This window comes from Leptodesmis sp. (genome assembly GCF_052746595.1).
This window is the reverse complement of record NZ_JBRAGO010000033.1, coordinates 33,700-41,369: the sequence shown is the minus strand read 5'-3', so window position 1 is coordinate 41,369 and position 7,670 is coordinate 33,700. Positions and strand designations below refer to the sequence as shown.

Sequence of the window (7,670 nt, the reverse complement as noted above, 5' to 3'; positions counted from 1 at the left end):
CTGCCACGGGTTCCCGAATCCCATCGATATCCACGGGGGGAGCCGCGATGAAGGCAATGATGAAGCAAGTGGTTGCAGTTAAGAGAGTGGGGATCATGAGCACACCGAACCAGCCCACGTACAGGCGGTTGTTGGTGCTGGTAATCCACTCACAAAACCGATCCCAGGCGCTTCCTGATTCGCGTCTTTGAATCGTTGTGGTCATAACGGTAATGATGATTGCTAATTAACAACAGTTTGACCTGAAAGGCCAGTATGAATGAGGGAAATGAACATACATTTACCCGTCCTCATACTATGAAATCTATATTCATTTTTCTAGTGATTTCTGTTAACTTTTCTTGCCTACACTTAAATATTGCTTAATAAAAAGATCAATCTCTAAAAGCCTGAGATATCAACTTTATAGCAACAATTTACGAAAGAATTTACGAAAGATAGTAGGGTTTAAGGCAGTAGTCATTTTACTTTTGTTTACATTAGGTGATTGACAGGTTGATAGGGATCTGCGATCGCTAATTCCCTCAACCCTTACCTTTTAAGACTTACAGTAAAAACTGGTTAATTTACTTGTCTTCAAGAGACACAGGCTAATCGTAAAAAAATGATACAAATAAAAACGATTTTGTTGCTAATTATTTCAAGGCTGGTTGTCTTTTGCTTCACTTGTTGCCATTCTCTATGCCCCAATTTCCAATGCTGGAAACTTTGTCCGCCTTCCTGATCGCTGTGCCGCAGGAACCTGACGAGGTCGTCGATCTGGTTACTGTCGTGATTATTCTGCTGCTGGTGGCAACTGCCGTAGCTCTCCTGACCCGTTGGCTGAGAATTCCCTATGTTACCGGGCTGGTGATTGCTGGATTAGCGATCGCTGAGTTCTTGCCTAAACGAGTTGGGTTAGATCCATCGCTGATTTTGAATTTATTTCTGCCGATTCTGATTTTCGAGGCCGCAATTAATACCGATATCAGCCGTCTTCGCAGTACGGTAAAACCGATCGCCCTGTTAGCGGGGCCTGGTGTACTGATTGCTGCCGGAATTACTGGCACTCTGATCAAAGCTGGGTTGGGATTTGGTTGGATTCCTGCCCTGTTTGCCGGAGTCATTCTGGCCATTACGGATACCGTATCGGTGATTGCCGTCTTTAAGGAGGTAGCGGTTCCGGCCCGTCTGATTACGGTCGTGGAAGGAGAGAGTTTATTCAACGATGGGATGGCTCTGGTGCTATTCAGCTTGATTGTGGCCTATTTAGGAGGCTCTCTTACCCCTATTGGTGCGATTCAGCAGTTGGCGATCGTGGTGCTGGGCGGAACCCTGGTGGGATTGGGATTAGGTTATCTCTGTGTGGGTTTGTTTCGCCAGTCCGATGATGCTTTAACGAATATTCTGTTGACTGTTGCAGTGGCGCTGGGAGCGAATCAGTTAAGCTATTTAGCGGGGGTTTCTGGGGCAGTAGCGGTAGTCGTAGCTGGCCTGGTGATTGGCAACGTTGGGCTGACCCGGAGCGCTTCAGCAACAACTCAGGTAACGCTGCTCAGTTTCTGGGAATATGCCGGATTTGGAGTCAATACCTTCATTTTTCTCCTGATCGGGTTAGAAGTCAGTCTCAGTGCCCTCTGGCAAACGTTGCCTGCGGTACTGCTAACGATCGTGATTTACCAGATTGGACGGGCCTTATCGGTCTACCCGTTACTGGCTTTGCAGCGTTTCTTCGATCGGCCCATTCCCTTACGGTGGCAGCACGTCTTGTTCCTGGGCAACATCAAAGGGTCGCTTTCAATGGCTCTGGCGTTGACCATTCCCTGGAATCTCAAGGGACGGGAGGAAATTATTACCCTCGTGTTTGGGGTGGTACTGGTGTCGTTGGTAGGTCAGGGGGTGAGTCTGCCCTGGCTAGTGAAACGGCTGAGGTTAAGCGGAATATCGGAAGCTCACCAAAAGATCGAAGCGCTCCAACTGCAATTAATTGCCTCGAAAGCCGCTCAGGATGAACTGGAAAGTTTGTTGAAAACGGGCGTTTTACCCAAGTCAGTTTACGAAGAGATGCGGGCGGGATACCAGGCACGGATTGCCGCCTCGGAACGAACTTTGCGAGACTTTTACAGTCAGCGATCGCCCCATACCTCCAGCAGAGGAACCAATCAAAGTAAGCTGGATGCGATTCGTCGCCGCCTCCTGTTGGCCGAAAAAAGTGCAGTTAATGAAGCACTCCGCAAACGGGTGCTATCGGAAGAGCTGGTGCAGAGCTACGTCAAAGATCTCAATGAGAAACTTCTATCGTTGGAAGATGACTAGCGCACAGCCCCAGGAAATCAATCACCTGATGCATCAGGTCGGGCTTGGAGACCATCAGGATCGTAGAGCCAGCTTCCAACACGGTGTTGCCATTGGGAATGATCAAATCCATGTGGGGATGGGGTTGATAGCCAATGATCAAAGAGCCAGATGGAAATCGGGGATCCTGAGCAATTTGGGCCACGGTGCGACCCGCTACATAGCAATCTGCCGGAACGGATAGTTTCAAGACCTCGACCTGGCCCTGCTCAAAGTGCATGATCGATTCCACTTCGGGATATTCGATCGCTGTGGCAATCGTGGAAACCGCTAGGTCGATCGTGCTGATCAGGTGGCTGGCCCCAGCAATGCGATAGGGTTCGGCATAGTCCCGATCGCTCATGCGTACCACAATATGCGGCACTCCGTAATGCTTGGATAGGGTCACTAGGGCCAGATTCAGGGCATCGTTGGTGAGGGTCGCGACCACGGAGTCCGCCTTGCGAATGCCAGCCTCTAGCAAAACCGTAGTACTGACGGCACTACCTTCAAAGGCCATCACGCCAATCTTTTCACGGGCATACTGACAGGCCACCGGATCGCGATCGACCACGGCAACGGTATGGCCCATTTCCAATAGACGCTGGGCTAGCCGCAAACCCATAATTCCAGCGCCGCCAATTAAGACGTACATGAGGGAAGAATTAAAAATTATGAATTGAGAATTAGAGCTTGCGTAGGTTGGTTTGCAGTATAAAATCCAACCTTTCTAGCTAAGATTTTCTGTCAGCTTGAGGGGATTGCTGGCGAGAGGCTTCAATGCGTTGTCCTAAGACCTCCAGGGCTTTGGCAAATTGGGGATCCTCGGGCGTGCCAACCTTGTCACGGTTGCTGCTCAGGTCTTTACGCTGGGCTTCCGTTAGTTGCACCACCACATCCGGGTCAATGCCATGTTTGTTGATGTCTCGCCCATTGGGGGTAAAGTATTTCGCGATCGTCACGGCCAGACCACAATCTCGACCGACCGATCGCACCGATTGCACCAGCCCCTTACCAAAGGTCTTAGTACCGACCAAGGTGGCTCTACCGTTGTCTTGCAGCGCCCCAGAAAGAATTTCACTGGCACTTGCCGATCCACCATCGACTAGAACAACCAGCGGCTTATTGGTCAGAACACGACCATTAGCCTGTTCCCGATCCTGTTCACCCTGACGGTTTTTGGTTGAGACAATCGCTCCCTTAGGCAGCCACATCCGGGCAATATCCACACTGGTATAAAGCAGACCACCTGGGTTACCCCGTAGATCCAAAATGTAACCTGCGACTTGTTGCTTCTCAAACTTTTTGATAGCCTCTTGCATCTCCGATGGGGCATTAGCGCTAAATTGCACCAATCGGATATAGCCAACTTTTCCTTGAGGGGCTGTTCGTTCACTAGCCCGCACCGGATGGATTTCAATCCGCGCCCGTTTGATATTGAATTCCAGTTGTTTGTCACCTCGCAGGACAGTTAGTTTTACCTGGGTTCCCACTGGTCCCCGAATCAGGGTCACAGCTTTATTCACATCCATCCCCTCGGTACTTTTGTCGTCAATTTTGAGGATGATGTCTTTGGCCTGGATACCCGCTGCGAATGCTGGAGAATCTTCAATGGGAGCGATCACCGTCAGTTTTTTGGTTTTCTCATCAGCGGCTAACTGAATTCCCACACCAGTCAATTCACCAGAGGTGTCAATCTGCATGTTTTTGAATTCCTGGGGATCCATGAAGCGGGTGTAGGGGTCGCCCAGTTTTTTGAGCATCTCCCGGATTGCTTTGTACGCCTCTGTAGAATCCTTGTACGATCGGCTCAAGTATTCCGTACGAATTTTCTTCCAATCCTGCTGGTTAAAGGTTGCGTCTACATACGTCCGGTCAATAATCTGCCACACTTCATCCACTAATTCCTTTGGGCTTTGGCGAAACAAAGACTGTAAAGACAGCATCGCCATTGGTTGCAATGATCCTTCCTCTGCTGCAACTTCTTTCGATTGACTACGCAAAAACACCTGCCCCTGATAGAAGTGCAATCCCGTTGCTGCAACTGCAACGGTCGAAACTGCAACGGCTGTTGCACTAAGGACAAGCCCGCGTTTTTTGATTGCCATGTCTTACAACTCAAGGAGCGACTACAGAGATTATGCCCAATCTAGCACAGCCAAATGACCTGAACCAGGCAAATAAAGGCAGGTTTTGTGGTGTTTAATTGACCGGGAGGAAACACTTCCCTACAAAACCTACTTTAGGGACATCTGTAGTTTTGTTAAGGATCTACCCAGCGGCCATCCGCCTTAATCAGATTGATTAATTCCTGCACCCCTTCTGCTTCTGGTACTCGTTTGATTTCTTCCCGTCCCCGATAGAGAGAGATGTAGCCAGCTTGCTTACCCACATACCCGTAGTCAGCATCCGCCATTTCTCCTGGCCCGTTGACAATACATCCCATGACAGCAATGTCTAAGCCTGTGAGGTGCTTGGTAGCTTCCCGAACTTTGTGCAAGACTTCTTCCAGGTTAAACAGGGTGCGTCCACAGGATGGACAGGCGACATATTCCACCATTGTTTTGCGGAGTCCCAGAGCCTGCAGAATGCTATAGCAGACAGGAATTTCCTTTTCTGGGGCTTCGGTAAGGGAAACCCGGATGGTGTCGCCAATGCCTTCCGCTAGCAGAGTGGCAATTCCAGCGGTGGATTTGATCCGGCCATACTCACCATCTCCAGCTTCGGTTACACCGAGGTGGAAGGGATAGTCCATCCCCAATTCATCCATGCGCTGGGCCATGAGTCGGTAAGCAGCCAGCATCACTGGAACCCGCGAGGCTTTCATGGAAATGACTAGATTCCGAAAATCCAGGGATTCGCAGATACGAATAAACTCTAGGGCTGATTCCACCATTCCCTGAGGGGTGTCCCCGTAGGTGAATAGCATCCGTTCGGCGAGGGAACCGTGGTTGACTCCAATCCGCATTCCTTTCCCTTGCTCTTTCAGAGACAAAACGAGGGGTTTTAAGGTCTGGCGAATTTTTTCCCCAATATCGTCGAACTCTTCCTGAGTGTATTCCGTGCGATCGCTCCTGGGTTTCTCAAACACATACAGTCCGGGATTGATCCGCACTTTATCAACGTGCTTGGCGACCTCCAGGGCAATTTTCATGCCGTTATGATGCACGTCTGCGACCAGAGGTACAGGCTGATAGGTTTGCAATAGCCTTTGCTTAATTTCAGCCATTGCCGCCGCATGAGCCATACTGGGAACCGTGACACGCACAATCTCACAGCCAATTTCATGCAGACGGCGAATCGCGGCTACAGAACCATCAATATCCAGCGTATCCTCATTGATCATCGATTGCACAACAACCGGGTGACCACCACCGACGATGACATCCCCTACTCTGACTGGACGGGTTTTGCGGCGATGAATGGTGCCATCGGTTGCATAGGCAGAAGCAGAGGCAGAAAGGGTAGGATTTGGCAGAGTTTGCATGACCGTTGGAACCGTTTTCCGCTAAATATACAGAATCTTTAACAGTGCTGTTTCTCAGATTGCCACAGAAGGGGCATCTTTGCGGTAAGAACGGTTTAAATTAACGCGGTAAAGCAATCTCCCCAACAGCAATCCCGCAAATGATAGGGGCAGGTTTTGTTGATCAAGCTGGGCGGAGGGTTTTCAACTGTAGAAAACTCTTGTAAGGCCCGCCCCTGCATCAAGACGATTAGCTGGCTTTAGCTTCTCGCGGTTTTGCCTTATTCACCTTGAGCTGACGACCCATCCATTCGGCCCCATCCAGCTCTGCGATCGCGGCATCCTCTTGGCTGTCTTCCTCCAGTTCAACGAATGCGAAACCGCGCATCCGCCCAGTTTCGCGATCCATCGGTAACGCGACCCGCATAACGGTGCCGTATTCCGTAAACACCTCAGTTAAATCATCAACGGTTGCCTGATAAGACAAATTTCCAATGTAGATAGTCATGAGAATATTCGTGAGCTGGGGGATAAACCAGGCTGGTAAGTCACTTTCAGAAATCTACCAACCTATATCATGGGCTTATCACACCTAGTCCCTCTAATTCTGAAACCATTGATACCAAAGGGTTTACTCGATGGAAATAGACTGAGGGCCGCCTTTCCCATTTTGCACGGAAGTTGAAGCGGAGTATGCGGACTTTCCAGCTTGACTATCTAACCAGCTTTTCACAGGATCATCGGATAAATTGAGGCGAAGTAAGCCAGAACACACACCCCCCATAAAGGCGATCGGGTGCTGAAAAACTTCCCTCACAATAGGCATTAGTTCATCCATAAACATATACCAGCCTTGATTTGTAATTTTGAGTGGAGTGATCACGTATTCTTTCTGGTTTCTCTGGCGATTGTAGCGCAAGAGATTTGATCGTCATTGGTCATTTGTCCTCTATCCTGAGCAAGCTGGTGGTCGGCTGAGTACCATTCATCTCAGTCAGTAAACTAAGGACAAAAACAAAGGATGGATGACCAAAGATCTCTAATTTCCCCAGGGAAAATGCTCAATTTGAGCATAACCGCTGAAGATTAGTTGTTGGCCCTGGGTTTCCAGGCGATTAATCCGCATCAGCACACCGTCGAGATCGAATCGATCCAGATCCACCATGTTGTTAAGAATGTCGATGAAGGCGAGCGTCAAAATCTCGGAAATGCCCCGTAAATTCTCAGGAACGAGGTCTGGTTCAAACTGAGCGTCTTGAAACACAATCCGCTTTCGCCGCTCAACTGCCAGCGTGGAACTGAGACTGATCGGCACCACTCCATTTGGTAGATGGGCCTTGGCAAAGATCTTTAACTGATTTTCCGGCAACAGTTCCAAATGAACATCTGAAAAGGAAACAGGTTCGCCACCTGACAGTTTTGTCAAATCAGGGGTATCGAGATTCTGCAGGCGTTTTTGCACCAGTTCCGCTGTGAACGCATGATTCAGGCCCGCTTCTGAGAGTACGACCTGAGCTACGGCCTGAGTCGGTTGCCGCAGACGAATAGCGCCACTCAAAACAGAGCCAAAGTCGATCACAACTGCATCGGTTTCAAAAGACATCTCTTGTACCTGAAAATCGCGACGAATGACTAAATTTCGGCCACTCATCCGAAAGCTATCAATGCTGCCCTGCAAGAGTTTACTGGACGGGTTGCAACGAATGGCAACCTCGACCGACTCACTTTCTGTAAACAAGTGTCGGATAGACTGACTAGCCACTTTGTTGAGCATCCGCTCCCCAAAGTCTGTGCCAGCAGTGTTCGCCGTGAAGCTGCCAAACATATCTGTGCTTTACCCAGAGTTGTCCCCCCTATTTTGTAACAAAACGTGAAGATGTCGCAACATTAG

7 protein-coding genes and 1 pseudogene are annotated in these 7,670 nt (G+C 49.4%); 1 reads left to right on the top strand and 7 read right to left on the bottom strand.

The window, feature by feature from the left end; genetic code table 11:
- Window positions 1-205, bottom strand: a pseudogene (locus tag ACUVQO_RS09590) (photosystem II q(b) protein); the annotation flags it as partial.
- A 476-nt stretch (window positions 206-681) separates the two neighbouring features.
- Between ACUVQO_RS09590 and ACUVQO_RS09585 the strand changes: the two are divergent.
- Window positions 682-2,295 carry a cation:proton antiporter gene (locus ACUVQO_RS09585; protein ID WP_445925653.1) on the top strand — a complete coding sequence of 538 codons (1,614 nt, stop codon included), beginning with the start codon at window positions 682-684 and terminating at the stop codon, window positions 2,293-2,295.
- On the opposite strand, the gene ACUVQO_RS09580 is transcribed toward ACUVQO_RS09585, so the two are convergent.
- From ACUVQO_RS09580 to ACUVQO_RS09555, 6 genes are all read right to left on the bottom strand, one after another.
- Window positions 2,261-2,968, bottom strand: coding sequence for a potassium channel family protein (locus ACUVQO_RS09580; RefSeq protein ID WP_233743470.1), 708 nt, complete (start codon window positions 2,966-2,968; stop codon window positions 2,261-2,263). The genes ACUVQO_RS09585 and ACUVQO_RS09580 overlap by 35 nt on opposite strands.
- A gap of 79 nt (window positions 2,969-3,047) precedes the next feature.
- Entirely contained in the window at window positions 3,048-4,421 is a 1,374-nt protein-coding gene (gene ctpC, locus ACUVQO_RS09575) for a carboxyl-terminal processing protease CtpC (protein ID WP_445925652.1), read from the bottom strand.
- Between the two features lie 155 nt (window positions 4,422-4,576).
- The gene (ispG, locus tag ACUVQO_RS09570; protein WP_445925651.1) at window positions 4,577-5,800 is read right to left on the bottom strand and encodes a (E)-4-hydroxy-3-methylbut-2-enyl-diphosphate synthase; all 1,224 of its coding nucleotides are present in this window, start codon (window positions 5,798-5,800) and stop codon (window positions 4,577-4,579) included.
- A 229-nt stretch (window positions 5,801-6,029) separates the two neighbouring features.
- Entirely contained in the window at window positions 6,030-6,287 is a 258-nt protein-coding gene (locus ACUVQO_RS09565; protein ID WP_445925650.1) for an RNA recognition motif domain-containing protein, read from the bottom strand.
- 123 nt (window positions 6,288-6,410) lie between these two features.
- Complete coding sequence (locus tag ACUVQO_RS09560) at window positions 6,411-6,605, bottom strand: hypothetical protein (RefSeq protein WP_445925649.1); 195 nt, start codon at window positions 6,603-6,605, stop codon at window positions 6,411-6,413.
- Window positions 6,606-6,818: 213 nt separating this feature from the next.
- Window positions 6,819-7,604 (bottom strand): LmeA family phospholipid-binding protein, encoded by a 786-nt coding sequence (locus ACUVQO_RS09555; protein ID WP_445925648.1) that lies wholly within the window; start codon window positions 7,602-7,604, stop codon window positions 6,819-6,821.
- Window positions 7,605-7,670: the final 66 nt, after the last annotated feature.